Below are 23,190 nucleotides of genomic sequence, written 5' to 3'. Positions count from 1 at the left end.
CGATATGGCATCGACCATGCGGGCAGAGCGCTTCTATACCGATACCAAAACAGTTGTCGTCGAAGACGTTCCGGTCCCGGAACCAGGGCCGGGTGAAGTTCTCGTCAAAGTGGCGTTCTGCGGCATTTGCCATTCCGACCTGAGCCTGATCAACGGCACCTTCCCGGCGCAGGCACCGGTGGTCACGCAGGGGCATGAGGCGTCGGGCGTCATCGCGAAGCTCGGCCCCGACGTCACCGGCTGGGCGGAGGGCGACCGGGTGATCGTGGCCGCCGGCCGGCCCTGCATGAGTTGCCCGAACTGTCGCCGCGGCGACATCGCGAACTGCATGCGGATCCAGCTGATGGCCTTCGCGTACGACGGGGCGTGGGCCGAATACACCGTCGCACAGGCGGTTGGGCTCACGCGGGTGCCCGACAACGTGCCGCTCGAGCAGGCGGCCATCCTGGCCGACGCGGTGTCGACGCCGTACGGGGCCGTCGTGCGCACCGGAAAGGTCGGCATCGGCGAGTCGGTCGGTGTCTGGGGTGTCGGTGGGGTCGGCACCCACATCGTGCAGCTGTCGCGGTTGGTGGGAGCGGTGCCCGTGGTCGCCGTCGACATCAAACTCGAGGTGCTCGAACGTGCGCTTGAGCTGGGGGCGGACTACGCGTTCGACGCGCGCGACGAGAATCTCGGCGCGGAGATCGCCGAGGTGACGGGCGGCCGGGGGTTGGACGTGGCGTTCGACGCGGTCGGTTTGCGATCGACGTTCGAACAGGCGTTGAGCCAGTTGACCGTGGGCGGGCGGCTTGTCGCGGTCGGGATGAGCGCCGAGTCACCCACCGTGGGCCCGACCTCGATGTTCGGTCTGACTCAGAAGCAGGTGCTCGGTCACCTGGGCTATCAGAACGTCGACATCTCGACGCTGGCGACGCTTGTCTCCCTTGGCCGGCTTGATCTGTCGCGGTCGATCAGCGAGATCGTGTCGCTCGAAGACATCGCGGCCGGAATCGACAAACTCGAACGCCAGGAAGGCAATCCGATCCGCATTTTGGTGCAGCCCTGAATCCACTCACCGCAAACCAGGCGCGGCCCTGCCCGACAACAGCGGCAGATCAGGGTAGGTGGCGATGCCCGGCTCGGCCGCACAGACCGCCGGGATCGAGTTGACGCAGTGTGCGGCGGTGGCCACCACCCCGGGCTCTGGGCCCTCATCGCCGACTTCTCCCTGGAATCCTCTGATCGAAACGGTGAAGTCGGGATTGCCACGGACCTCCATCTCGTAGCGCTGCCCCTCGGGCCCGAAAGTCCATGCCGGGTCGAGGTTTTCCTCGCCCATGAGCCAGTTGACGGTCACCCGGACGACGGGCTCGCCGTCGACGAGCGCCTCCCAGTGGAACTTCCGTGCCGCGACCTGTCCGGGCTCGATGACGCCGATCGGCGACTCGATCGGGGCCGTTGCCACCGCGATCTCCTGTGAGGCCCGTATTCGCGGATCGGCGTTGAACCCGGCTTGATCGACCACGAGCTTGACGGCCTGGATGAAACCACCGTCGAGCAGCTTCTGCATCGGCCCGCTGAGCGCCTTGTCCGGGGTGTCGCCGAAACCCATGACATGGCGCACCACGTCGGGCGCGTCGTAGGTGCGCAGATCCGAGAATTCCTCGGCCCGAACGAAAGTCACCCCCGTCGACATGGCCGAGAACAGCAGCGGGAACTTCTCACTGATGCCGCCGGGCGCGATTCCGGTGCCGTGCAGGGTCGCGTTTCCGGCCAGCGCCGCCTCCAGCAACGGCGCGGCCTGCTTCTCGCCTGGGTAGATCCACCCGACGGGTGTGACCACGTTCTTGCCGGTGCGCAGCAATGCGGAGACCTCGTCGGCGTTGGGCATGAGCGGGGCATAGATCACCGCGTCGGCATCGAGGGCCAGGATGTCGTCGACGTTGTTGGTCGCGATGACGCCGAGTCGTTCGGTTCCGATGAGGTCACCGACATCGCGACCGTGTTTGGCCTCCGAATGCACCCAGCAGCCGACGAGTTCCAGATCGGGGTGTTCGAGCACGCCCTTGATGGCGGCCACGCCCACGCCCCCGGTTGCCCACTGCACGACCTTGAGCGCCACGCGACCTCCTCGGTGAAACTAGAACGCGTTCTACTTTAGGTCTACACCACGGTCGTCGTCAGGAGAAGAGCGATCGCGTCGCGCCACGTACGACACGACGACGGCCACGAGGACGGCCGGCAGAAATGCCGGCACGGTGAGCAGCAACGAATGGTCGGCGAAATAGGCCATACCGGTTGGACGAGATTGCCCGCTCAACTGTGACTGTCACATCCCGGCCGGCTTCCTCGTCTGGTCAGTATGCAAATGAGATTCATCCAGATCGTCGTTGTCGTGGCCGCGCTGAGCATGTTGGTGACGGGGGTGTGGATGCGGATCGATCCGGCATCCTTCGCCCAGTGGGCGAACTGGCCCAACCACGAACACTTTCTGCACGACGCGGGGGCGTTTCAGATCGGGATCGGGGCGACGATGCTGTTCGCGCTGTGGTGGCATGACGTGATCGCGGTGGTGCTGGCTGGGTTCGTGGTGGCCAACACCCTGCACGCGATCAACCACTTCGTCGACCGCGACGGCGGCAACACCGCCGACTGGTGGCAGCTGGGCATCTTCTCCCTGCTTGCCGTCGCCGGGCTGGTGGTCCGCATGCGTCAGCTGGGGCTCAAGAACGTGTCCTTGTCCGCGAATCGTTAGCGTCGTATGTTCCTCGACATGGTTAACAAAGTGTTCGTTGTCGGTGTGGGGATGACGAAGTTCGAGAAGCCCGGGCGCCGCGAGGGCTGGGATTACCCGCAGATGGCCAACGAGTCGGGCACCAAGGCATTGGCCGACGCCGGCATCGACTACTCCGAGGTGCAGGCCGGCTACGTCGGCTATGTCGCCGGGGACTCCACGTCGGGCCAGCGCGCGCTCTACGAGCTCGGCATGACCGGCATCCCGATCGTCAACGTCAACAACAACTGTTCGACCGGTTCGACCGCGCTTTACCTTGCCGCCCAGTCGATTCGGGGCGGCTTGGCCGACTGCGCGATCGCGCTGGGCTTCGAGAAGATGCAGCCGGGATCACTTGGCGGCGGTGCCGAGGACCGGGAGTCGCCGATGGCCCGTCACGTCAAGGCGATGGCCGAGATCGATGAGTTCGGATTCCCCGTGGCACCGTGGATGTTCGGCGCCGCGGGCCGTGAGCACATGAAGCAGTACGGTTCGACGGCCGAGCATTTCGCGAAGATCGGATTCAAGAACCACAAGCATTCGGTCAACAACCCGTACGCCCAATTCCAGGACGAGTACACGCTCGACGACATTCTGGGCGCCCGCATGATCTCGGACCCCTTGACCAAGCTGCAGTGCTCCCCCACCTCAGATGGTTCGGGTGCGACGATCCTGGCCAGCGAGGCGTTCGTCGACAAGCACGGCCTGGCCGGCCAGGCCGTCGAGATCGTCGGCCAGTCGATGACCACCGACTTCGCCTCGACGTTCGACGGCAGCGCCAAGAACCTCATCGGCTACGACATGAATGTGAAAGCGGCACAGCAGGTTTACGACCAGTCCGGCCTGGGGCCCGAGGACTTCCAGGTCATCGAGCTGCACGACTGCTTCTCGGCCAACGAACTGCTGCTGTACGAGGCACTCGGCCTGTGCGGCGAGGGTGAGGCGCCCGCGCTGATCGACAAGGACGACACCACCTACGGCGGCCGCTGGGTCGTCAACCCATCGGGTGGGCTGATCTCCAAGGGCCACCCGCTGGGCGCGACCGGCCTGGCCCAGTGCGCCGAGCTCACCTGGCAATTGCGTGGCACAGCCGACAAACGCCAGGTCGACGGTGTCACCGCTGCGCTGCAGCACAACATCGGGCTCGGCGGGGCCGCCGTCGTGACGGCCTATCAGCGCGCCGAACGCTAAGTCTGGTCCTGGGCTGGCGTTTGTCACGCCAGCGTTTGTCACGCCAGCGTTTGTCACGCCAGAGTGGCCGTCGAGCCCGAGCGTCACTCTGGCGTGACAATCGATGCGGCGACGGTGCCCACCAGACACCGCCCAGGCACTAGAGGGTGATCACCTCGTAACCGCCCTCGGCGTGGCGGGCCCGAATGGTTTTCTTGTCGTACTTGCCCACACTTGTACGCGGAACCTGGTCGATGAATGTCCAGCGCTCGGGCAGCCACCAGCGAACCACCTTGTCGGCCAGGAACTCCCGAAGTTCCTCCGGGCTCGCGGCAGCGCCCTCGTGTAACACGATGACTGCGAGGGGACGTTCCTGCCAACGGTCGTCGGGCACTGCGACGACGGCGGCCTCCAGCACCGCGGGGTGGGCGATCAAGTGGTTTTCGAGTTCCACCGAGGAGATCCACTCGCCGCCGGACTTGATGACGTCTTTGGCTCGATCCGTGAGGGTGACGTAGCCGAGCTCGTCGATCGCGCCGACATCGCCGGTGCGCAGCCACCCGGAGTCGAACTTTCCGGCGTCCCGCCCGAGGTAGTAACTGCCGGTGATCCACGGCCCTCGCACTTCCAGTTCGCCGACGGTCTTCCCGTCGGCAGGCAGCGGATTGCCTTCGTCGTCGACGATGCGTACCTCGACACCGCACATGGGCCTGCCCTGCGTCGCTCGCATCGACCAGTGCCGCTCGTCGGAGACATCGAACAACGGCTTGGCGACCGTCGCGAGCGGTGACGTCTCGGTCATCCCCCACGCCTGCTGGATGTACACGTCATGGCGTTCCTGGAAGCTCTGCATGAGCGATACCGGCACCGCCGAGCCACCACAGGCGACCAGCCGCAGCGACGAAATATCGTGTACCGCAGCCTTTTCCAGGCAATTCAGCACGTCGTTCCAGATCGTGGGTACCGCACCCGCCACGGTGGGACGCTGGGATTCGATCAACTGGATCAGCGACGTCCCGTCGAGGAACCGGTCGGGCATGACGAGGTTGGCGCCCGCCATCAGCGCCGCATAGGGCAGGCCCCACGCGTTGGCGTGGAACATCGGCACGATGGGCAACACCACGTCGGTGGTGCTCACGTCGAGCGCATTGGCGGTACAGGTGTTGAGCGAATGAAGATAGCTCGACCGGTGACTGTAGACGACACCTTTGGGATTGCCCGTGGTGCCGCTCGTATAACACATTGCGGCAGCGGAGTTTTCGTCGATATCCGGCCAGTCGAACTGGGGCGACTGCCCGGCCAGCGCCTCGTCGTAGCGCAGCACGGTTTTCCCGGATGCCGTCAGCGGAGCCAGGTCGCCGCCACCCACCACGAGCACGGTGTGCACCGTGTTCGCGAGCTCGAGAACCGGGGCCAGAAGCGGGATCAGCGACGAGTCGGCGATGATCACGCGGTCCTCGGCCTCGTTGGCGATGAAGGCGATCTGCTCCGGCGACAGCCGGATGTTCAGCGTGTGCAGGACCGCACCCATCGCCGGCAGCGCCAGGTAGGCGGCCAGGTGCTCGGTGTTGTTCCACATGAACGTGCCGACGCGCTGGTCGCCGGTGATGCCAAGCCCGCGCAGTGCATGCGCCAGCCTGGCGGCCTGCTCACCGACCTCGCGATAGCTCGTGGTTCGGTAGCCGCCCTGGCCGGTAGCGGTGGTGACCGTGCGGTCACCGTTGACGCCACAGGCATGCCGCAGGATCGCCGTAATCGTCAATGGCCACTTCTGCATCGTGCTGTCCACGGGCGCGATGCTATCCGCGGCGGTACGCGCTTCGGGGCGATTCGGCGGCTATGCGCCAGGCTTGAGCACCTCCAGGTCGATGACCGCGGGAACGCTGTCCACCCCGAGATAACCGGGCAGGATGTCGCCGAACTGCTCGATGGCGTCACCCATTCTGGCCTGGTACCGCTCGAACAGCGGCGCTGCCAGCGCGGTCGTGACATAGCGGACGCCGCCGGACGAAAGCGTCTGTGCGAGATAGCCCCAAAGTTGTTCGGAGACGCCCGTTTTACGGTGCGAGGCGACCACGGCGTGAGTGGCGAGTTCGGCGACGCGGCTCGACGACACGGTGGCGAAGAACGCCTGCCAGTCGCGGTAGATCAGATTCGCCTGCGCGGCGACGTAGGCCGTGCTGAAACTGTCGATGCCGAGATCAGGATTCGCCCGCAACGCCCGCGCGATCCCGACGGGCTGCTCATGCCCGCCGAGGCCCACGAAAAACTCCGATGACTGTTCCCAGCGCCGGAAGTGACACATCTCCCCGGCCGCGTCGTCGTCACCGCCGGCATAACCGCACTCCTTTCCGAAGACCTGATATTCCCAGCGTTTCGCGCGTCCGAACCGCTCGTCGGAACTGTCGATCCGGTCGATCTGCAGCACTGGCGCCGACATCGGTCACCCCTCCTTGGTCATTCAGCAAACATTCAGCACGCTCACAGGGAGCATGCGTCGACAGAATTCAGCGCAGAACGGAACTCGGCAGCTGATCGCCCTCCCCGCCGTCATGGCGCCGAATCACAAGCAATTTAGAACGAAACACCCAGGGCGGTGGGGGCTCCGTCTCCGGTCGGCGGCCTCATTCTGGGCGACGCGAGTGACATAAGACCTAAACCGACCGCCCTGGCAGCAAACAACGATGCGGCCGATCGAGCGGACCCGAAATCCGCACACTGCCACCGCGTACCGCCGGATTGCCAGCGGCCTCGCGGCGGCCGGACGCACATCCGGAGCACTTTGCTGCCCATCCGGGCGAAGGCCACACAAAATTCACGCGCGAAACCGGGAACGAATGGAGTTTCCGAAACGATGTACGGAGAGGAAGATGAGAAGTAACTGAGGAGAGGTGCGGTCAATGCGCGTGAAGTGGTCCCTGGTTGCAGTCGCTGCAGCTGCGATCGGGGTGATGGGCGCGCCTGCCGGTCTCGCCTCCGCCGAGGAAACGGCTCAGCAGGTGATCAGCCGCCTGCAGTCCGAGGGCTACACGGTCAACATCGACCGCGTCGGAACCGCGCCGCTCGACCAGTGCGTCGTCACGAGCGTCCGCAATCCTCAGCAGGTCAAGCAGTGGGTGCCCTACATCGGCCCCGGCTTCAACAATGACCGCGCCCTGGTCGAGGTGGTCACCAGCCAGACCGTGTCGGTGTCGCTCAACTGCCAGCGCTGAGCGCGCCACATATCGGGTCACCAACCCCACGGCCACCAGTGCCCGTAGTGGCCCCAGCCGTAGCCGCCGTGCCAGCCGCGGCCACCGCCCCATCCCCCGCGTCCGCCGTGCCAGCCGGTCTGCACGGCGTGGACGGCTGTACTTGACACGGCCGCCACCGTGTTCTGCTGTGCTGGCAGGGGCTCGGCCGTCGCCGCGGGGGCGACGGCGATGGCGATCGCGGCGGCGCCCGCCGCAACCGCGGGAATGATGTGCTTCGATGCTGTCCGCATGGTCACGCTCCTTCGAAAGCGTTCTTGTGCTTACCTTTCCAGGTTTGCGCGACACAGACACGGCGTCGTCACCGCTGACCCCCAAACATCACACCCTGCTAGCTGCCATCTCACGTGGCGAGCCGCTAACCCACGTCGGGGTCGTCTGAGAGTGCGTAGAGCGCTGGGAGATTAATGACGATGGCCTCTTGAGTGCTGCGTGCGATCACGACCACAGCCGGATTGTCGGGATCAGGGTTCTCCTCCCGATGTGGCACATAAGGCGGAACGAACACGTAATCGCCGGGTGCGGTAGCGACGCGTACCTCCTGCACGCCGTCATGGAAGACGAATACCGGATTGCCGCTTCGGACGAATATGGCGGTCTCGGACTCGCCGTGGTGATGGTTGTCCGAAGCGGTGGCGGGCGAAACGTGGGTCTCACCCATCCAGATCTTCTCCGATCCGACGGACCCACCACTGATCGCGGCGAACCGTTGCATACCTTCTGTCTGGGCGGTGGACGAGCTGAGTTCCACGGCCTTCACATGATGCACTCGGGTGCGCTGCGGCGGGTGGCCATGCCCGGCGTCGGTGAGGTCCGGATGAAACCCGTCGTGCCGTTTCGTGGAACCCATGATGTTCAGCCTTTCGTAATCCCTGCCCGCCAGGCTTGCACACCGCACGCCGGTGCCGATGGATGCTGGGGGTACAAGCCGATTCCAGTTGACGGGAAAAGAAGATGGGGGACAGCGCCGAGGACACCGCACCGCACGACGGACGACGCTGGAGGTAGGCAACAACGCCGCACCCGAAGGAGTACTACCGTGCGAATCTCACCCCGCCATCTGACCCCGCTCCTGGCCGCGGGAGTCGGCGCGATCGCGATCGCCGTCGCTCCCATCGCCGCTGCCGCCACCACGCCGACGTGCGGCAGTATCGGACCGGGTACCGAGTGCCAGACACCCGGCAACGTCCAGATCAACGACTCAACACCACCTGATTTCGAGCCGCAGTACCCGGCCTTCTCGCTGTTCGGGTACGGCGGGAACTACGCGCACGGCTATGGCGCAGGCCACGGCTTCGGTGGCGGCGGGCACCGCTGACCGTCGGGCTCTAACCCGAACAGTCCAGTGACACCGTGATCGTGCGGCGCACGACGACCGGGATCAGGTCGAAATCGCGCTTGCCGTTCTTGCCGATTCGTTCGACGCGGATCAGCTTCGTCTGCGTTTGCGGATTGCGCACGCTCGTGACGATGCACTGATCCAACGGCGCACTGCCCACTCGGTCGATGTTGACGTAGAACCCTTGCGCCTCGAGTTGGCCGATCGTCACGATCGGTGAATCTGCGCGTGCGTGCCCGGCGGGTGCCAAGATGGTTCCCACTGCCGCCCCCGACGCGGCCAGCATGACGATTGATGCTCGCATGGCCGTGTCTTCCTTACCTTCTCGTCTACCTTTTCGGTGACTCGCTCACCTGTGTTACGAGCGGGACGCGGCAAGGGTTCAACGGCGAAAGGCCCGGCCGGATGCACCGGCCGGGCCCGTCGTCCTCTGCTAGACGCGAGCGGGTTCTTCGACAGCCGACGGGCGTTCGTCGACCATCGTGAGCTCGTCGAAGGGATCATCGCCGCGCAGCACCGAGTCGACGCGTTCCTTGTCGATCGTCTTGGTCCACGAACCGACCAGGATGGTGGCCACGGCATTGCCCGAGAAGTTGGTCAGCGCACGGGCTTCGGACATGAACCGGTCGATGCCGACGATCAGGCCGACGCCGTCGAGCAGGTCGGGCCGATGGCTCTGCAGACCGGCCGCCAGCGTGGCCAGGCCCGCACCGGTCACCCCGGCGGCGCCTTTGGAGGCGACGATCATGAACACCAGCAGGCCGATCTGCTCGGTCACCGACAGCGGATCGCCCAGCGCACCGGCGATGAACAGCGATGCCATCGTCAGGTAGATCGCCGTGCCGTCAAGGTTGAACGAATAGCCCGTCGGGACCACGACGCCGACCGTGCTGCGATCGACACCGAGGTGCTCCATCTTGGCGATGAGCCGCGGCAGCGCCGACTCCGAGGACGACGTGGAGACGATGAGCAGGTACTCCCGCGCCAGGTATCGGACCAGCTTGAAGATCGAGACGCCTGCGACGGTCCGCATCAGCAGCCCGAGCACGCCGAACACGAACACCACACAGGTCAGGTAGAACCCGAGCATCAACGTCAGGAGCTGGGTCACCGCGGCCCAACCGGTCTGTCCCACGACGTTGGCGATCGCCCCGAACGCACCGATCGGCGCGAGCCACAGGATCATCACCAGGATCTTGAACACCAGCTTCTGCAGGTGCTCGATGCCACGGAGAATCGGCTGACCGGCATCACCCATGGCTTGCAGGGCGAATCCGACGAGCAGCGCGACGAACAACGCCTGCAGCACACTGCCAGCGGTCAGCGACGAGAGCAGCGTGTCGGGGATGATGCCCCGGACGAAGTCCATCAAACCGCCTGCCTCATGGGCGGTTTCAGCCAACTCGGCGCCCTTGCCCGCCGCACTTTCCGACAGATGCATGCCGGTGCCCGGATGCAGAACGTTGCCGACCACCAGGCCGATCGCCAGCGCGAAGGTGGACATCAACAGGAAGTAGACGAACGCCAGGCCTCCGACCTTGCCGACGGTCGCGGCTTTTCGCACCGATCCGATGCCGAGCACGATCGTGCAGAAGATCACCGGCGCGATCATCATCTTGATCAGGTCGACGAACATCGTGCCCAGCACTCCGACGCTCTTGCCGACCTCGGGTGCCAGAATCCCGACGGCGACACCGGCCACGACCGCGATGATCACCGCGATATACAGCCAGTGCGTGCGGTCCCGGCGCCGCGGCGGCGCCGGATCCGGTTGACGGTCCAGGGTGACGCTCATCGGGGACTACCTCCAGTTCGACATCGAATGCGGTCTGGAAGTAGGTTCGGCGATGACGTGAGCCAGGTCACGTTTTAGTTCATTACGTTCACGTCCGGAGGTGTTGTGGCGCGTTGGTGGCTTCGGCTGTTGGGCCGCTCGCGGCCCCGATCGCTCGCAGGCCAGGCGATCGCCCTGCAGGTCATCGTGGTCGCCGTCGTCGTGTTGGCCGGGACTGCGCTGGCGCTGCTCGACGCGCGCCGGGACGGTGACGCGGCCGCGCGTCAGCAGGTGATCGGAATCGCGACCGCGCTGGCCGACTCGCCGTCGACGGCCGAGGCGATCCGGTCCGGGCGGGCGACGCAGGTGCTGCAACCGGTCACCGAGGCGGTCCGGATGAGCACGGACATCGCATTCATCACGATCATGGCGCCCGACGGCACCCGGTTCACCCACACCGACCCCAGCCAGATCGGCGGCAAGTATCTGGGCACGGTCCAACCGGCCTTGCGCGGTGAGACTTTCAGTGAGGTGTACACCGGCACGCTGGGTCCTTCGGTGCGTGCCGTCGCTCCCGTGCGCAACAGCGACGGACGGATCGTCGGGCTGGTTTCGGCGGGTATCACGCAGCAGACCCTGGCACAGCGTTGGCGCGCACAAATACCGATGATCGCGGCGATAACCGCTGCCGCCCTCGCGGTTTCGCTGGTCGGAGTGTGGGCGATCCGGCGCAGGCTGCTGCGCCAGACGCATGGTCTTCGGCCCGACGAGCTGCGTGTGATGTACGACCATCACGACGCGATCCTGCATTCGGTGTCCGAGGGGCTCATCGTGCTGGACCGCAACGGCGTGGCGCTGGTGAACGACGAGGCGCGACGCCTGCTCGGCTTGCCGCCCGGGCCCGTTGCGCCCGGCGATCTCCCGGAGTTCCTGCGCAGTCACGATCCAGGCGCGCGCGACGAGGTGCACGTGACCGACGAGCGGGTGCTCGTGGTCAACCGGGCCCGCGTCGCCGACTCACGCTCCGAAGTCGTCACGATCCGCGACCGAACCGAATTGCAGGGAGCGTTGGGCGAACTCAGCTCACTGCAGGTGCTCACCGATTCGCTACGGGCACAGGCCCATGAATCGGCCAATAAGCTGCACACGGTGATCACCATGGTGGAGATGGGCCGGCCCGAGGACGCCGTGCGCTTCGCCACGAGCGAGCTCGAATTGTCCCAGCGACTGGTCGACCGACTGTCGGACGCGGTCAGCGAGCCTGCGCTGGTGGCGCTGCTGCTCGGTAAGACCGCACAAGCCGATGAGCGCGGAATCGCGCTGACGGTCACCGAGGACACCCAGTTGCCGGCCGAGACCGCGTTGACCGGGCCGGAAATGGTCACCGTGCTGGGTAACCTCATCGACAATGCGATGGACGCCTGCGACCGCGACGATCCGTGGATCGAGGTCACGGTCAGCCAGGATGAGGCCGAATTGCTGATCCGGGTCGCCGACAGTGGCGCCGGGATGGATTCTGCGACGTTCGAAAGGGCCATGCAGCGTGGCTATTCCACCAAGGGCGGCGACGGTGCGGACCACGGGCTCGGCCTGGCTCTGGTGGCGCAGGTGGTCAACAAGCACGGCGGCACCCTGCGTGCCGATGTGACGTACGGGTCGGTGGTGACCGTGACGGTACCGACCTCATGACCATCAAAGTGCTCATCGTCGAAGACGATCCGCTGATCGCCGAGGCGCACCACACCTATCTCGGGCGGCTGGAAGGGTTTTCCGCGGCAGCCGTCGTTCACACGGCACGCGACGCGATGCGGGCCGCCGCCGAGGCGGCGGCCTCCGACCAGCCGATCGACCTGGTACTGCTCGACATCGGGCTGCCAGACGCCAACGGAATATCGTTGGCGTCAGGTTTGTCCGGGCTGCATCCGGCTCCCGACATCATCGCGATCACCTCTGAGCGCGATCTGGAGATGGTGCGTGCGGCCGTCGCCCACGGCGCACTCGCGTATCTGCTTAAACCGTTCACCTTCGCGGCGTTCCGCGATCGGCTGGAGCGCTACCGCCGCTACCGTTCGGCGTTGCCTGCCGGTACCGATGCCGCGAGCCAGGCGGAGGTGGACCGCGCCCTGGCCGAATTACGTATTGCCGCAGACAAATCGGTGGCGCCGAAAGGTGCGGCGCCGCAGACCACCGACGAGATCGCGCGCACGGTTCGCGACGAACCCGGTGGGCTCACCGCCGAAGAGGTCGCCAAGCTGGTGGGCGTCTCCCGCGTGACGGCGTGGCGCTACCTGGAGCGGCTCGCCGACGATGGAACCGTCACCCGCAATACCGAATACGGCAAGACCGGGCGCCCCCGCACCCGATATCAGTGGCGCTGATCTCCCCGCACCTCACACCGCGAGCGACCGTGTTTGTCCCTCGACACGCCGTACTTGGCGTGCATTTTGCGCTCGCTCGCGAAGAGCGTCGGCGGGTCAGGCGCCGGCCGGCTCCAGCGCGGGCAGTTCCGGCATCGCGGCCGGTTCGGTCGCAACGAGCTGCGAGTACAGTGCGGGCAACGGGGCGGCGACGTCGAAAGCGTTGACGTGGCCGCTGTAGTCGGCGACGTAGACCCGAGCACCGTCGTCACGCACCGTGACCGCCGCGGGCTGCGCGTGGAGGACAACGCTGCCGAGAATCTCGTTGGTCAACGTGCACAGGACGATGATGCGGTCGTAGTCGACGACGTAAGCCCGGGTCGCATCGGGGCTCAGCACCAATTGCGTGGGCGCCCCACCGATTTGGACGGCACCCACGACCGTGGCGGCCGAAAGGTCGACGAGCTGCACGACGCCGCGATACTGCCGATCCGACGTCAACACATATGCGATGCCGTCCGCCCCGAGCGCCAGGTCGCGGATCGGTGCGCCGATCCACACCGTCGACTCGATCTGGGCGGTCTCGGCGTTGATGGTCACGACGCGGCTGCCGCGCGAATCCGAGGTGGCCGCATACAGCCGCTTGCCGCTGGGATCGACATGCAGTGCGTCGAGGCTGACCCCGACCCCCGACGCGATGTCGATGGTTCCGACGCGTTGCGCGGTGGTGTCGATGACGGCGATGTCGATACGGTCGTCACCGCTGCGACCGGCGAACACCCGCTTGCCGTCCGGGCTCATCGCGAGGGCGGTCACCGTGAGGGCCAGCGGGTACTCGGCGAGCACCGCGCCTGTGATGGTGTCGACGACGACGATCGCGTCGTGCCCGGCGGAGGTCACGCTGACATAGGCACGGTCATCGGCCGCGGTCACGGCGAACGGCTCCCCGCCCAGGCGGACCGAACCGACCACACCGAGGGTGTAGGGATTGATCACCGTGAGGGAGTCGGCGGCGGAGTTGGTGACCACGATGGTGTCGCGTTCGGCGTCAACGGCGATGTCGCCGATCGGACCGCGACCCACTTCCACCAGCCCGGCCACATCCACGTCGTCAAGCGCACCGTCGAACGTGACACTGCCGGCCGACGGCTCGTCGGCAGCAGTCTGATGTCGTCCGATGCGGCTCAACGCGCGCAGAAAGTTCTTTGCCATGATCAATCGGCACCTCCGCCGGCATGGCGTTCACCGGCACTAGATTCCAGGTCTGTCTGCGCCGGGGTGGCGCGATTGCATCGAGTCTAGCGACGGAAACACGCAGTCCTGGACGACTCGACAGCGAATGAGCCGCATGTGACGGCCTTCTCTCAGACTGCGCTTAAGAAATTCTTCGTTATGCATTTGTTATGTTTTTGTCGCAATACGTTAAATACTGGTTACCTGCGCCGACGGCGCACCTGGCAACCGTTTTTCAGGAAACACGCGACGGGGTTGTCAGAATGGATTCTTACCATTCCCACTCAAAATGAGCGGTAAATCACACCCCGACACGCCAGCAAACTTTCTCCGGCGTCAGAGCGGCGGGCACCTGTAAGCGGTTCATCCTCATGTTACAGCTGTGAAAGATGAGTCGCGGTTGGCCATTTGTTCGCTGTTCACCGCTTGATAACCCTCACACGGCGTTTTGAGGGCCACCCGCGTCACAGCGTCAACCATCGGCAGCCGCGCGTCCGGATAGCTCCGCACGCCGCCGTCCCGCTATGCCGCGGCGGGCATGATCTTGAGCTTGAGCGCAGCGGCGGTGGCCGGGCCGACGATGCCGTCCACTTTCAAGCCACCCGTGCGGCGCTGGAAACTGCGGACCTCGGCCTCGGTCAGCGGCCCGAAGATGCCGTCGACCGCGAGTTCCGGAACGGAGTCGCCATTGACCGCATTGAGCCGACGTTGCAGCTCGACGATCTCAGGCCCCTGCATCGGACGGAACAGCAGAACGTCGGCGTACTCGCCGACCGGAACCGGGGGCCGCGGCGTCGGAGCGGGGTTGGTGATCGTGCCGATCTGCGCCTGTATGTCGGCCCGCAGAGTGTCCATGTCGATGGCGCCCGGATCCCACTTGCCCTGGGCGCGGCCCGCGTATTCCTTGTGTCCGATCGTGCGCGCCGAACTCTGCGCCAAGCGCCGGTTGATGGCCGCACAGCACCGCACCATCGCGGAATACTGTGCGTCTGGCCAATTCTGACGATGCGGCGCAGTCGGGCTCGTTCCGCTGTTGGCGCATTCGATGCCGATGAGATGCCAGTTGCCCATGTTGGTCGGCAGCCACGGGTACATCCCAGCCCCGGCATGCCAGGCGACACCGACCGCCACGAGCGTGACCGCTCCGTCGCGTGCGATGTGCAATTGCGACAGTGGGCCGGCGAGATCGGGGCGACCGTTGGCGATCGACGCCGCACTCGCATTGTCAGATCCGGTGTGGTGCACCATGACACCGCGAATGTCCTTGAAATCACCGTGCCCGCGGGTACGCCAGCCGGGATACTCCACGAGATCGACGCCCTCGGCACGAAGTACATCGGCGAGCCAAACCGGATCTCCGGTCCATGGTCCCGTCTGCGGCACCGTGAGTCCTTTCAGTGATAGCAAACGCTTCGGAACTGTGATGCTACGCAGCGTGTACGACACCGCCTCAGACGCCAAACTGGTGATGCGTCAATATTTCTACTGCTGGGACAGACCCGCCTGTCACGGCCCGATACGGGTTAGCCATCGCATCCGTCCGCAAAGGCGCATCAATTTCGGCGATACATTGCTTGTCGTAGCTGTCCCCTACCGCCCGCCGGATGTGCGAGCATCTGCGCATGGATCCGCAGGAGGACCCCGAGGCCCGCATCCGCGAGCTGGAGCGCCCGCTCGCCGATGTGGCGCGCGCATCGGAGCTCGGCACCGGCCCTGACGCCGGTAACGTCAGCCCGACGCAGCCCTGGACACACGGCACTCCCTTTCCCCCACCGCCGCCCGGACCGCCTGCGCCGTGGCCCGGGTATGCCGATCAGTTCCCGGCGCCTCCCCCACCGCACAACGGGTCTGGTGCGCGCATCCTGGTGGTGCTCGGCCTCATCATGGTGTCGCTGTTCGCTGCGGGCATCGCGGCCTACGTCATGTTCAGCGGCGGTGGCACCGGCTCCGATGAGACGGCGGCACCGCCCAACCCGACCGTGCAAGCGCCCGTCATCGCGCCACCGCGGGTCACCACGGAGAGCACCACCGTGACCGCGCCCGGCGAGACCGTGATCGTGTCGGGCATCAACGAGAACCGCACGGTCGCGTGCAACGGGAATGCGGTGATTGTCAGCGGCATCGAGAACACCCTGACGATCACCGGCCATTGCGCCAATGTCGCCGTCTCCGGGATTCAGAACACCATCACGGTCGACTCTGCCGACAGCATCGGCGTGTCCGGGTTCGAGAATCGGGTCACGTTCCACACGGGGCAGCCCGAGATCTCGAAGTCCGGTCAGGACAACAGCGTCGAGCAGGGTTAGAGCACCTTCGACAGAAACTCCTGCAGCCGAGGGTGTTTCGGATTGTCGAACACTTCGGCGGGGGTGTCGTCCTCGACGATGTTGCCGCCGTCCATGAAGATGACTCGCGAGGCCACCTCTCGCGCGAAGCCCATCTCATGGGTCACCACGACCATCGTCATACCGCCCTCGGCCAGTTCGCGCAGCACTTCGAGCACGTCGCCGACCATCTCGGGATCCAGCGCGCTGGTGGCCTCGTCGAACAGCATGATCGACGGGTTCATCGCCAGCGCCCGGGCGATCGCGACGCGCTGCTTCTGCCCACCGGACAGTGTCGCGGGCTTGACGTGTGCCTTCTCGGCCAAGCCGACCTGATCCAGCAGTTCCATGGCGCGCTTCTCCGCGGCGGCCTTGTCCATCTTCTTGGTGAGAAGCGGCGCCAGGGTGACGTTGTCGATCACGGTCATGTGCGGGAACAGGTTGAAGTGCTGGAACACCATGCCGATGTGCTGGCGGACCTTGTCGAGATCGACCTTGCGGTCGGTGAGGTCGAATTCGTCGACGGTCACCTTGCCGCCGGTGATGTCCTCCAGCTTGTTGAGGCAGCGCAGAAACGTCGACTTGCCGGAGCCTGAGGGCCCGATGACGCAGACGACCTCACCCTTGCTGATCGTGGTGGTGATGCCGTCGAGCACCACCAGGTCGCCGAAGGACTTCTTGAGACCCTCGATACGAATCTTGACCGTGCCTTCCGGCTCGGATGCGGCGGCTTCGGGTACTAGCTGGGTCATTTCACGAGCCTCTTCTCAACACGATCCGACAGCTTGGTGAGCGCCATGATGACGACGAAATAGATGATTCCGATGATCAGCCACATCTCGAAGGATTGGAAGTTGCGGGCGATGATGATGCGCCCGGTCTGCGTCAGCTCGGCGATGCCGATGACCGACAGGATGGACGTGTCCTTGAGGGTGATCACGAACTGGTTGATGTAGGACGGGATCATCGTCCGGATTGCCTGCGGCAGAATCACTTTACGCATGGTGGGCAGGTAGCCGATGCCGAGGCTGCGGGATGCCTCCATCTGGCCCTTGTCCACCGATTGGATTCCGCCGCGCACGATCTCGGTCATGTAGGCGCCGGCGTTGAGCGACAACGTGATGATGCCCGCGGTGAGTGCCGACATCTGGAAGCCGAGCGCCGACGGGATACCGAAATAGATGAAGAAGGCCTGCACCAGAAGCGGTGTGCCACGGAAGATGTCGACGTAGGTGGTGCCGATGGCCCGGAGCAGGATATTTCGGGACACCCGGAACAAGCCGAATATGATGCCGAGCACCAAAGCGATGGCGATCGAGACGACCGTCAGGATCATGGTCATCTTGAGACCGACCATCAGGATCGAGAATGTGCTCTTGAGCAGGCCGAAGAACGAATTGTCGGTGTCGACCGCGTTCTCCCCCAGGTACGTTTCGAGAATCTCGTCGTAGCGGCCGGATTCCTTGAGGCTCGCCAGGCCGGCGTTGAACTTCTGCAGCAGTTCGCCGTTGCGGCCCTTGTTGACCGCGAACCCGTAGCTTGCGCCTTTCTCCTTCGGCGTGACGGTCTTGAATCCGTTGCCCTGTGCGATGCCGTACTGAAGCACCGGGTAGTCCTCGAAAACCGCCTGCGAGTTGCCGGTCCGGACTTCGTCGAACATCGAGGCCGAGTCCGCGAAATACACGGTCGTGAATCCGTACTTGTCCTTGATCGACTCGGCGAACTCGGCGCCCTCGGTGCCGTTCTTGACAGCGACGCGCTTGCCGCGCAGGTCCTCATAGGACTTGATGTCCTCGTTGGTGGCCAGCACCGCCATCTGCACGCCGGACTCGAAATACGGATCGGAGAAGTCGAACACCTTCTTGCGCTCGTCGGTGATCGACATTCCGGCGATGACGCCGTCGGCCTGGTTGGCCTGCACGGCTTGCAGGGCAGCGTCGAAGCCGAGCGGTTTGATCGTGACGTTGAAGTTCTGGTTGGCCGCGATCTCGTTGATCAGGTCGATGTCGATACCGACGAATTTGCCGCTGGCGTCTTGGAATTCGAATGGCGCGAAGGTGATGTCGGTCGCGATGACGTAAGTCTCTCCCTCTGCCGACGCGCTCGCCGGGGCGAGCATCGCCGTCCCGAAGAGGCCGACGAAAAGGGCAGCGCAGATCGCGAGAACACGGGCCGATAATCGCGAACCTGATCGTCGACTGTGAACGCGCTGTGGACAATCGGTTCGCATGGCGCGACTCCCATCGTTACGGCAGTGCAGGACAGCCCACCGTATCGCCACCTCGCAGCCGAACGGGAGAATTCGGGCCAGTTTTGGTTGGCTCCGCAAACGCGGCAAGAAGCTATGCGGTCAGGGCGCGACCTTGTAGTGGCTGCTGATCGCGATTCGGTTGAAGGCGTTGATCACGATGGCAACCCAGCGCAACGCCGCGATCTGCTGAGCCGTGAGCTCCGACAGCCGCTCGGCATCCAATTGGGCGGTGGCGTGGTCGGAGATGTGGGTGATCTCTTCGGCGATGGCCAGGCCGGCGCATTCCTCCGGCGTGAAGTACGACGTTTCGCGCCACGCCGGGATGACCGCGATCCGGTCGGTGCTCTCGCCCTTTTCCAGTGCGTCCCGCACATGCATACGCAGGCAGAACGCGCACCCGTTGAGCTGCGATGCACGGATCCGGACCAACTCGATCGTCAGCGGATTGAGGCCGGCGTCAGCGGCCGCTTTATCGCACTGGTCGTTGAGCGCGAGCACCGCCTTGTAGGCCTCGGGCAACGCGGTGTTCAGGGCTGGGCGAATGGACATGTGCACTCCTGCCGACAACTACCGGTGATCTCCATCTGATCTCCACACAACCTTCAAGCACCGCGTGTCCCACCGCGACACCATCAGGGACATAACAAGAAACGCCGGCATCGCAACGGCTCATCCATCAGGAGTTTGAGATGAAGAACATTCTCGTCGCGGCAGTGGGCAGCAGCGCGGCAGCGTTGGGCGCGTTGCTCGCGTTCGCCGCGCCGGCACAGGCCGAATCCGCCGCGCTGACCATCGGTCAACTCGAAGCTCAGGGTTTCGACGTGCGGCTCGACCGGATCGGCAGCGCACCCCTGGACCAATGCATCGTCACGGGTGTCCGAAACCCACAGGAACAAACGAGAATCGTGCGCTTCGACGGGCCCGGTGGCCGCGATCGTCTCGTTCCTGTGGTCGTCCGACGCACCATCACGGTGTCGCTGGACTGCTCGCGCTGACTTACCGCCAGATGATCCCCGGCCCCGATACCATCGCCTCATGGTGCGGGGCTGGGGGTGTCCGACGTGAACCTGACCAGCGGCTGGTTGCCGATCACTCTGCAGATCTTGACGTTGGTGGTGCTCGTGGCCGCTATCGGCTGGCGCACGCCGCGGTGGCGTACGCGCTGGGTCCCGATCGCGATCGGTGCAGGCGTGGTGTTCGCCGTGATCGTCCGGTTGTTCGTGAAGTTCCAGGGCTGGTCGGACCGGGCGGCCTCGGCTGCCACGGTCGTCTGGGTCGCGATCACGGGGGTCGCGATCGCGATCGCCATCCTGGGATGGCGCGACGCGGCGTGGTGGCGGCGGTCGCTGTCGATACTCGCGGTGCCGCTGAGCGTGGTGTGCGCGGCAGCGGCGCTCAACACCGCCACCGGGTACTTCCCGACGGTCCAATCCGCGTGGCAGCGCCTGACCGGGACCGAGTCGCCCCAGTGGATCGACGAAGAGACGCTGGCCGCGATGCAACGCGACGGCGAGCGCCCGACTCGTGGCACGATCGTGAAGATCACGACTCCCGACAACGTGTCAGGTTTCAAGCACCGGCAGGAATTGGTGTACCTGCCACCCGCTTGGTTCGCGTCGAATCCCCCGCCACAGCTGCCGGTGGTCATGGCGCTGGGCGGCGAATTCAGCCATCCCGAAGACTGGCCGGAGTCGGGCGGTGCACTGGAAACGCTCGACGAGTTCACGGCGCGCCACCGCGGCAACGCACCCGTGATGGTGTTTCCAGATTCCACCGGATCGTTCAGCAACGACACGGAATGCGTCAACGGGCCCCGCGGAAACGCCGCCGACCACCTCACCAAAGAGGTTGTGCCCTACGTGGTCTCGACGTTCGGTGTCAGTAGCGACCCTTCGAACTGGGGCCTCGTCGGGTGGTCGTCGGGCGGTACCTGCGCGTTGACGCTCGCCGTCACCCATCCGGAATTGTTCAGCGCGTTCGTCGATCTCGACGGTCAGCTGGGGCCCAACACCGGCACCAAGCAGCAGACAATCGCGCGCCTCTACGGCGGCGATGCGCAAGCGTGGGCGGCGTTCGACCCCCAGACCGTCATCCTCGAACATGGCCAATTCCCGGGCATGGCGGCGTGGATCGGAGTTTCCGACGACACGCCCACCGTCTACCGAGCGGCAGGCGACACTCCACCGCGGCCCGAGGAGATCGCGGATTGGGATCCGTACTCCGAGGAGCATGCCGAGAATGCCAACAAGTTGTGCGCGCTGCTCAGCGGGCACGGTGTGGAATGTTCGGTGTCGAGTTATTCGGGCTCGCACGACTTTCCTTCGGCAGGAAAAGGTTTCGCGGCGGCGCTGCCCTGGTTGGCCGGCAGGCTCGGCACCCCGAACGTGCCCGTCACCCCCATGCCTGGCACATCGGCGGGCTGACCGCTAGGGACGTCCAAGGTGCGGCTGCTGCTCGCGCAATGGTTGCGAATAGCCCGGACAGGTGACATCGATCTCGAACTGCCGCCATTCGAGTTGGCCTTCTTCTGGCGGAATTCGTCCGCTGATGGTGTAGGAGTCGTCAACCTTGGTTGCGAACATCTCGGCCGGATCGTCACCGAAACCACGAGCCTCGGGCAGCCGGAAACCCGCGGCATGAACCACCAGCCGGTGCTGAGTGCCGAGCAGCACCCGAATTCGCTTGGTGGCGTCGAGTTTCGACGGTGCAGCGTAGATCAGCAGCTTGCCGTCGGGAAACCTGGTGCAGTTCACCATTGCGCTCACCGTGTATGTGCGGCCGTCGACGACAACGGTGACATCGGAACGCGGACCGGAATCGCAGGCCGGAAGCGCCACGACGAGCAGCACCGCAGCTCCTACCGTGACCGCACGCATGTCTGCAGTATGAGGACGCGCGCCGGATCCGGACGGCGTTTGGCATTCACACCACACCGAATGTGCCCTTGCGGGCACAAGGGGTGAGGTCCGGGAGGGCACGTGCGGCGACCACCCAAGTCCGGCAAGGGCCGGCGAAAAGTCAAACCGAATAGGTTCACGGCGCGCAACGGCGACGAGCCGTTGAACGCGTCGGGTGTCGTGCAGGTGGGTGCCGCCCGCCAACACCGACTTGCCAGTTCGGCAAGTCTGCTTGCCACAAGCGCGTTCCGAAACGAGCATCGAAAAGATGAACCCGTTCACAGACTCGAATTCCGTTGCGACGTATGCCGACCGCCCACCGCGCCTGGTGCCGGGCTATACCGCCATGCAGCGCATGGCGGCCGTGCTGCTGGCCGAGCGTGTGCCTGACGACGGTCGCGTCCTGGTACTCGGCGCCGGAGGCGGCCTGGAGTTGAGAACGTTCGCACAGGCGCGCCCGGGATGGACATTCGACGGCGTGGATCCCGCCGGCGAAATGCTGCGCCTGGCCGAGGACACACTGGGACCGCTGTTGTCTCGGGTCCGCCTGCACGAGGGTTACATCGACGATGCGCCGACCGGCCCGTTCGACGGCGCCACGAGCTTGTTGACGCTGCAGTTTCTCGACCCGGACGAGCGCAGGCGGACCGCCGAGCAGGTACGCCTGCGGCTGCGGCCGGGCGCCCCGTTCGTCGTTGCGCATTTCGGCTTTCCGTACTCCAGCGATGGCGAGCGCGAGTTGTGGCTGTCGCGGTATGCCGCATTCGCAACGGAATCGGGCATCGACGCCGCCACCGTGGCCTCCGCACGCACCGCGATCGACACAAAGCTGCACATCCTCACACCGGACGAGGACGAGCAGGTGCTGCGAGCCGCGGGATTCACCAATGTCAGCCAGTTCTACGCGGCGTTCACGTTTCGAGGCTGGGTGGGATACGCGGCCGGCTAGACACTTTCACTGAGAGAATGCCCGGATGTTCGAGGGTTTCGAGATCCATCGGTCCGACAGCGGCATCGCGATGCGCATCGCTGGCAGCGGCCCGCCGCTGCTGCTACTCCACGGGTATCCGCAGACCCACGTCATGTGGCATGCGGTCGCACCGCGCCTGGCACGCAATTTCACCGTCGTGACGGCCGATCTGCCTGGCTACGGCGACTCGGAGCCACCGCCCGTGACGGCGGATCATGCCCCACATTCCAAGCGCGCGTGGGCGACACGACTCATCTCCGCCATGGCGGGGCTGGGCTTCGACCGGTTCGCGGTCTGCGGACACGACCGCGGCGGACGAGTCGCGTACCGGATGGCGCTCGATCATGCCGCCAGCGTGTCCCGGGTCGCGGTACTCGACATCGTGCCGACCGTCGAGATGTATGACCGGGCCGACCGCGAGTTCGGTTTCGGTTATTGGCACTGGTTTTTCCTGCCCCAGCCCGCCCCGTACCCCGAGACGTTGATCGGCCGCGACCCCGACGCCTTCTTCGAGGGGTCGCTGATGAAGGTGACGACGTTTCACCCCGAGGCACTGGACGCGTATCGGGCGTCATGGCGACGCCCCGCAACGATCCAGGCGATGTGCGAGGACTACCGCGCCGGATTCGGCATCGATTCCGAGCTCGACCGCGCAGACCGCGCGTCGGGACGAAAGATCTCCGCGCCGCTGCTCGCCTTGTGGGGCACGCGCGGCGTGATCGGCAAGTGGTATGACCCGCTGGCGCTGTGGCGCACCTGGGCCGAGCACGTGTCCGGATCACCGGTCGACGCAACACATTTCCTGGCCGAGGATCGGCCGGATGAGGTGGCGGCTCTGCTCGAGGACTTCTTGCGCTGACCTGTCAACC

Annotated in this window: 25 protein-coding genes; 12 read left to right on the top strand and 13 right to left on the bottom strand. The window is 65.2% G+C overall.

The features are described 5' to 3' along the window. Positions 1-4: 4 nt before the first annotated feature. On the top strand, positions 5-1,048 hold the full coding sequence (locus ACRCUN_RS06765) for a zinc-binding dehydrogenase (RefSeq protein ID WP_462140973.1): 1,044 nt from the start codon (positions 5-7) through the stop codon (positions 1,046-1,048). A 6-nt stretch (positions 1,049-1,054) separates the two neighbouring features. Here ACRCUN_RS06765 and ACRCUN_RS06760 read toward each other — a convergent pair whose 3' ends face one another. Then, positions 1,055-2,104 (bottom strand): NAD(P)H-dependent amine dehydrogenase family protein, encoded by a 1,050-nt coding sequence (locus ACRCUN_RS06760; protein ID WP_462140858.1) that lies wholly within the window; start codon positions 2,102-2,104, stop codon positions 1,055-1,057. A gap of 246 nt (positions 2,105-2,350) precedes the next feature. Between ACRCUN_RS06760 and ACRCUN_RS06755 the strand changes: the two genes are divergently transcribed. Beyond that, positions 2,351-2,737, top strand: a complete 387-nt coding sequence (locus ACRCUN_RS06755) for a hypothetical protein (RefSeq protein ID WP_462140857.1) — start codon at positions 2,351-2,353, stop codon at positions 2,735-2,737. Positions 2,738-2,755: 18 nt separating this feature from the next. Next, positions 2,756-3,946 carry a lipid-transfer protein gene (locus tag ACRCUN_RS06750; RefSeq protein WP_462140856.1) on the top strand — a complete coding sequence of 397 codons (1,191 nt, stop codon included), beginning with the start codon at positions 2,756-2,758 and terminating at the stop codon, positions 3,944-3,946. Positions 3,947-4,085: 139 nt separating this feature from the next. Here the strand turns inward: ACRCUN_RS06750 and ACRCUN_RS06745 are convergent, their stop codons facing one another. Then, positions 4,086-5,714 (bottom strand): fatty acid--CoA ligase, encoded by a 1,629-nt coding sequence (locus ACRCUN_RS06745; RefSeq protein WP_462140855.1) that lies wholly within the window; start codon positions 5,712-5,714, stop codon positions 4,086-4,088. Between the two features lie 48 nt (positions 5,715-5,762). Further along, positions 5,763-6,365 (bottom strand): hypothetical protein, encoded by a 603-nt coding sequence (locus ACRCUN_RS06740; protein ID WP_462140854.1) that lies wholly within the window; start codon positions 6,363-6,365, stop codon positions 5,763-5,765. 460 nt (positions 6,366-6,825) lie between these two features. Here ACRCUN_RS06740 and ACRCUN_RS06735 point away from each other — a divergent pair, with 460 nt between their 5' ends. Beyond that, the gene (locus ACRCUN_RS06735) at positions 6,826-7,137 is read left to right on the top strand and encodes a hypothetical protein (RefSeq protein WP_067844588.1); all 312 of its coding nucleotides are present in this window, start codon (positions 6,826-6,828) and stop codon (positions 7,135-7,137) included. Between the two features lie 17 nt (positions 7,138-7,154). Here the strand turns inward: ACRCUN_RS06735 and ACRCUN_RS06730 are convergent, their stop codons facing one another. Then, a complete protein-coding gene (locus ACRCUN_RS06730; RefSeq protein ID WP_462140853.1) occupies positions 7,155-7,409 on the bottom strand; it encodes a hypothetical protein in 255 nt (84 codons plus the stop codon). 125 nt (positions 7,410-7,534) lie between these two features. After that, positions 7,535-8,026: a cupin domain-containing protein gene (locus ACRCUN_RS06725; protein WP_462140852.1), complete on the bottom strand. Its 492-nt coding sequence runs from the start codon at positions 8,024-8,026 to the stop codon at positions 7,535-7,537. A 189-nt stretch (positions 8,027-8,215) separates the two neighbouring features. Here ACRCUN_RS06725 and ACRCUN_RS06720 point away from each other — a divergent pair, with 189 nt between their 5' ends. Next, positions 8,216-8,494: a hypothetical protein gene (locus tag ACRCUN_RS06720; RefSeq protein ID WP_462140851.1), complete on the top strand. Its 279-nt coding sequence runs from the start codon at positions 8,216-8,218 to the stop codon at positions 8,492-8,494. A 10-nt stretch (positions 8,495-8,504) separates the two neighbouring features. Here ACRCUN_RS06720 and ACRCUN_RS06715 read toward each other — a convergent pair whose 3' ends face one another. Beyond that, complete coding sequence (locus ACRCUN_RS06715) at positions 8,505-8,819, bottom strand: hypothetical protein (RefSeq protein ID WP_462140850.1); 315 nt, start codon at positions 8,817-8,819, stop codon at positions 8,505-8,507. Positions 8,820-8,948: 129 nt separating this feature from the next. Beyond that, positions 8,949-10,310: a cation:dicarboxylate symporter family transporter gene (locus tag ACRCUN_RS06710; RefSeq protein WP_462140849.1), complete on the bottom strand. Its 1,362-nt coding sequence runs from the start codon at positions 10,308-10,310 to the stop codon at positions 8,949-8,951. A gap of 129 nt (positions 10,311-10,439) precedes the next feature. On the opposite strand from ACRCUN_RS06710, the gene ACRCUN_RS06705 reads away from it, so the two are divergent. After that, the gene (locus ACRCUN_RS06705; protein WP_462140972.1) at positions 10,440-11,978 is read left to right on the top strand and encodes a sensor histidine kinase; all 1,539 of its coding nucleotides are present in this window, start codon (positions 10,440-10,442) and stop codon (positions 11,976-11,978) included. Then, a complete protein-coding gene (locus ACRCUN_RS06700) occupies positions 11,975-12,667 on the top strand; it encodes a response regulator (protein WP_462140848.1) in 693 nt (230 codons plus the stop codon). The genes ACRCUN_RS06705 and ACRCUN_RS06700 overlap by 4 nt, the downstream gene beginning before the upstream one ends. Positions 12,668-12,763: 96 nt before the next feature. Here the strand turns inward: ACRCUN_RS06700 and ACRCUN_RS06695 are convergent, their stop codons facing one another. Together ACRCUN_RS06695 and ACRCUN_RS06690 are read right to left on the bottom strand one after the other, a co-directional pair. Then, positions 12,764-13,858 (bottom strand): MmpL3/TtfA transport complex stabilizer, encoded by a 1,095-nt coding sequence (locus ACRCUN_RS06695; protein ID WP_462140847.1) that lies wholly within the window; start codon positions 13,856-13,858, stop codon positions 12,764-12,766. A 543-nt stretch (positions 13,859-14,401) separates the two neighbouring features. Then, on the bottom strand, positions 14,402-15,262 hold the full coding sequence (locus ACRCUN_RS06690) for a peptidoglycan recognition protein family protein (RefSeq protein WP_462140846.1): 861 nt from the start codon (positions 15,260-15,262) through the stop codon (positions 14,402-14,404). Positions 15,263-15,501: 239 nt separating this feature from the next. On the opposite strand from ACRCUN_RS06690, the gene ACRCUN_RS06685 reads away from it, so the two are divergent. After that, positions 15,502-16,185 carry a DUF3060 domain-containing protein gene (locus tag ACRCUN_RS06685; RefSeq protein ID WP_462140845.1) on the top strand — a complete coding sequence of 228 codons (684 nt, stop codon included), beginning with the start codon at positions 15,502-15,504 and terminating at the stop codon, positions 16,183-16,185. Here ACRCUN_RS06685 and ACRCUN_RS06680 read toward each other — a convergent pair. From ACRCUN_RS06680 to ACRCUN_RS06670, 3 genes are all read right to left on the bottom strand, one after another. Continuing rightward, a complete protein-coding gene (locus ACRCUN_RS06680; protein ID WP_462140844.1) occupies positions 16,182-16,955 on the bottom strand; it encodes an amino acid ABC transporter ATP-binding protein in 774 nt (257 codons plus the stop codon). The two genes, ACRCUN_RS06685 and ACRCUN_RS06680, sit on opposite strands and share 4 nt — an antisense overlap. Next, positions 16,952-18,322, bottom strand: coding sequence for an amino acid ABC transporter substrate-binding protein/permease (locus ACRCUN_RS06675; RefSeq protein WP_462140843.1), 1,371 nt, complete (start codon positions 18,320-18,322; stop codon positions 16,952-16,954). The genes ACRCUN_RS06680 and ACRCUN_RS06675 overlap by 4 nt, the downstream gene beginning before the upstream one ends. 231 nt (positions 18,323-18,553) lie before the next feature. Next, positions 18,554-19,003, bottom strand: coding sequence for a carboxymuconolactone decarboxylase family protein (locus tag ACRCUN_RS06670; RefSeq protein WP_462140842.1), 450 nt, complete (start codon positions 19,001-19,003; stop codon positions 18,554-18,556). Between the two features lie 140 nt (positions 19,004-19,143). On the opposite strand from ACRCUN_RS06670, the gene ACRCUN_RS06665 reads away from it, so the two are divergent. Then, a complete protein-coding gene (locus ACRCUN_RS06665) occupies positions 19,144-19,449 on the top strand; it encodes a hypothetical protein (RefSeq protein WP_462140841.1) in 306 nt (101 codons plus the stop codon). 66 nt (positions 19,450-19,515) lie between these two features. Beyond that, the gene (locus tag ACRCUN_RS06660) at positions 19,516-20,877 is read left to right on the top strand and encodes an alpha/beta hydrolase (protein WP_462140840.1); all 1,362 of its coding nucleotides are present in this window, start codon (positions 19,516-19,518) and stop codon (positions 20,875-20,877) included. Positions 20,878-20,880: 3 nt separating this feature from the next. On the opposite strand, the gene ACRCUN_RS06655 is transcribed toward ACRCUN_RS06660, so the two are convergent. Beyond that, positions 20,881-21,330 carry a lipoprotein LpqH gene (locus tag ACRCUN_RS06655; RefSeq protein ID WP_462140839.1) on the bottom strand — a complete coding sequence of 150 codons (450 nt, stop codon included), beginning with the start codon at positions 21,328-21,330 and terminating at the stop codon, positions 20,881-20,883. A gap of 289 nt (positions 21,331-21,619) precedes the next feature. On the opposite strand from ACRCUN_RS06655, the gene ACRCUN_RS06650 reads away from it, so the two are divergent. Both ACRCUN_RS06650 and ACRCUN_RS06645 read left to right on the top strand, forming a co-directional pair. Continuing rightward, on the top strand, positions 21,620-22,300 hold the full coding sequence (locus ACRCUN_RS06650) for a class I SAM-dependent methyltransferase (RefSeq protein WP_462140838.1): 681 nt from the start codon (positions 21,620-21,622) through the stop codon (positions 22,298-22,300). 25 nt (positions 22,301-22,325) lie between these two features. Next, on the top strand, positions 22,326-23,180 hold the full coding sequence (locus tag ACRCUN_RS06645; RefSeq protein ID WP_462140837.1) for an alpha/beta fold hydrolase: 855 nt from the start codon (positions 22,326-22,328) through the stop codon (positions 23,178-23,180). Positions 23,181-23,190 lie beyond the last annotated feature (10 nt).

Source organism: Mycobacterium venezuelense (assembly GCF_054919535.1).
This window is presented reverse-complemented; position numbering and strand designations above follow the sequence as displayed.

Excerpts from the sequence above, each read along its gene's own strand:
- ACRCUN_RS06765 (WP_462140973.1), top strand. The coding sequence starts at position 5 with ATGGCATCGACCATGCGGGCAGAGCGCTTCTATACCGATACCAAAACA.
- ACRCUN_RS06755 (WP_462140857.1), top strand. The coding sequence starts at position 2,351 with ATGAGATTCATCCAGATCGTCGTTGTCGTGGCCGCGCTGAGCATGTTG.
- ACRCUN_RS06750 (WP_462140856.1), top strand. The coding sequence starts at position 2,756 with ATGGTTAACAAAGTGTTCGTTGTCGGTGTGGGGATGACGAAGTTCGAG.
- ACRCUN_RS06740 (WP_462140854.1), bottom strand. The coding sequence starts at position 6,365 with ATGTCGGCGCCAGTGCTGCAGATCGACCGGATCGACAGTTCCGACGAG.
- ACRCUN_RS06735 (WP_067844588.1), top strand. The coding sequence starts at position 6,826 with ATGCGCGTGAAGTGGTCCCTGGTTGCAGTCGCTGCAGCTGCGATCGGG.
- ACRCUN_RS06730 (WP_462140853.1), bottom strand. The coding sequence starts at position 7,409 with ATGCGGACAGCATCGAAGCACATCATTCCCGCGGTTGCGGCGGGCGCC.
- ACRCUN_RS06725 (WP_462140852.1), bottom strand. The coding sequence starts at position 8,026 with ATGGGTTCCACGAAACGGCACGACGGGTTTCATCCGGACCTCACCGAC.
- ACRCUN_RS06715 (WP_462140850.1), bottom strand. The coding sequence starts at position 8,819 with ATGCGAGCATCAATCGTCATGCTGGCCGCGTCGGGGGCGGCAGTGGGA.
- ACRCUN_RS06710 (WP_462140849.1), bottom strand. The coding sequence starts at position 10,310 with ATGAGCGTCACCCTGGACCGTCAACCGGATCCGGCGCCGCCGCGGCGC.
- ACRCUN_RS06700 (WP_462140848.1), top strand. The coding sequence starts at position 11,975 with ATGACCATCAAAGTGCTCATCGTCGAAGACGATCCGCTGATCGCCGAG.
- ACRCUN_RS06695 (WP_462140847.1), bottom strand. The coding sequence starts at position 13,858 with ATGGCAAAGAACTTTCTGCGCGCGTTGAGCCGCATCGGACGACATCAG.
- ACRCUN_RS06685 (WP_462140845.1), top strand. The coding sequence starts at position 15,502 with ATGGATCCGCAGGAGGACCCCGAGGCCCGCATCCGCGAGCTGGAGCGC.
- ACRCUN_RS06680 (WP_462140844.1), bottom strand. The coding sequence starts at position 16,955 with ATGACCCAGCTAGTACCCGAAGCCGCCGCATCCGAGCCGGAAGGCACG.
- ACRCUN_RS06675 (WP_462140843.1), bottom strand. The coding sequence starts at position 18,322 with ATGCTCGCCCCGGCGAGCGCGTCGGCAGAGGGAGAGACTTACGTCATC.
- ACRCUN_RS06670 (WP_462140842.1), bottom strand. The coding sequence starts at position 19,003 with ATGTCCATTCGCCCAGCCCTGAACACCGCGTTGCCCGAGGCCTACAAG.
- ACRCUN_RS06665 (WP_462140841.1), top strand. The coding sequence starts at position 19,144 with ATGAAGAACATTCTCGTCGCGGCAGTGGGCAGCAGCGCGGCAGCGTTG.
- ACRCUN_RS06655 (WP_462140839.1), bottom strand. The coding sequence starts at position 21,330 with ATGCGTGCGGTCACGGTAGGAGCTGCGGTGCTGCTCGTCGTGGCGCTT.
- ACRCUN_RS06650 (WP_462140838.1), top strand. The coding sequence starts at position 21,620 with ATGAACCCGTTCACAGACTCGAATTCCGTTGCGACGTATGCCGACCGC.
- ACRCUN_RS06645 (WP_462140837.1), top strand. The coding sequence starts at position 22,326 with ATGTTCGAGGGTTTCGAGATCCATCGGTCCGACAGCGGCATCGCGATG.